The following is a 1,415-nucleotide window of genomic DNA, read 5'->3' on the forward strand; positions in this document are numbered from 1 at the left end:
GGATATGGAACGGTTGGCGGCAACAGGCTATATTAAATAAGTAAATCTAATCATTTAGCCTTTGTGGGGAATTATTATGCACAGGTTTAATGACCGAATGCCCACAATGTTGAAAACTTGCATGCACAAATATTTCTCAATTTAGGTTATCAAATGAGTGAGTATCCGACATATCTGGTATTCTGCTTTTTGCGGGTACTTTGACGCACCATCAGGGTAGCTTGTTATTAGATTCTATAAAGTGAAGAAAAACTATGACAATTGCAAATCGTCCAATCCTCAATCTCGATCTTGATCTGTTGAGGACATTTGTAGCTGTTGCTGATTTAAATACGTTCGCTGCGGCTGCTGCTGCGGTGTGTCGTACTCAGTCGGCGGTAAGCCAGCAAATGCAACGTCTAGAACAACTCGTTGGAAAAGAACTGTTTGCCAGACATGGACGCAATAAATTATTAACTGAACACGGTATTCAGTTGTTGGGTTACGCACGCAAAATCCTTCGTTTTAATGATGAAGCCTGCACATCTTTGATGTATAGCAATGTTCAGGGTGGGATAACGATTGGCGCGTCAGATGATACGGCTGACACCATTTTACCCTTCCTGCTCAGTCGTGTGACATCCGTATATCCGAAGTTGTCTATTGATGTCCGCGTTAAACGCAGTCCTTTCATGTTGTCGATGCTCGAAAGTGAAGAAGTGGATTTGGCCATCACGACGATGACGAATACCGATCACCCGCACATCGTTCTGCGTACATCGCCCACACTCTGGTACTGCTCAGCTGATTTTGCGTATCCTTCCGGCGATAGTGTTCCGCTGGTGGTGCTTGATGAGCCAAGTCCGTACCGGATGATGGCAATAGAGCATCTGAGTCAGGCGGGGATCCCGTGGCGTATTGCTTATGTCGCCTCGACATTATCGGCAATTCGTGCGGCCGTGCGTGCGGGACTGGGCGTGACAGCCCGTCCTATCGAAATGATGAGCCCGGAGTTGCGTGTTTTGGGTGAACAGGATGGTTTACCACGTTTGCCGGATACGCAGTATGTGTTGTACAAAAATGCCCGTTGTGAAAATGAACTGGCAATGGCGATTTTCAATGCCGTTGAGCAAGGGAATGATCCATATTCTCTCAGTGCCTATGGTCCCCGTCCGGTAGCGGATGACGATCATGAGTTCCTGGCAGACTCTCAAAGTTAAGATAATCCCCCGGCTTTACCTTCCGCCTCCGTCTGACGGGGCGGGGGTAAAGGTTTCTCCCTCTTTAGAAGTAGCAAAATGATTACTTTTAGTGATTTTGTTTACTATCCTTTCTAAAACCCCTGTTTTGATTTGTTTACCTTCCGTGTCCCTTGTAACGACTGTTATCATCATCACCTATCACCGCAGTAAACCACGCAAAATGCTGGCTTTTCC

1 protein-coding gene is annotated in these 1,415 nt (G+C 46.4%); it reads left to right on the top strand.

Features of this window, described 5'->3' with window-relative positions; genetic code table 11:
- Nucleotides 1-254: 254 nt before the first annotated feature.
- Complete coding sequence (lrhA, locus tag J1785_RS01060; RefSeq protein WP_129952334.1) at nt 255-1,199, top strand: transcriptional regulator LrhA; 945 nt, start codon at nt 255-257, stop codon at nt 1,197-1,199.
- The last annotated feature ends 216 nt before the right edge of the window (nt 1,200-1,415 follow it).

The sequence above is a fragment of the Rahnella perminowiae genome, from assembly GCF_019049755.1.
GTDB classification, from domain to species: Bacteria; Pseudomonadota; Gammaproteobacteria; order Enterobacterales; family Enterobacteriaceae; genus Rahnella; species Rahnella perminowiae.

Excerpts from the sequence above, each read along its gene's own strand:
- lrhA (WP_129952334.1), top strand. The coding sequence starts at position 255 with ATGACAATTGCAAATCGTCCAATCCTCAATCTCGATCTTGATCTGTTG.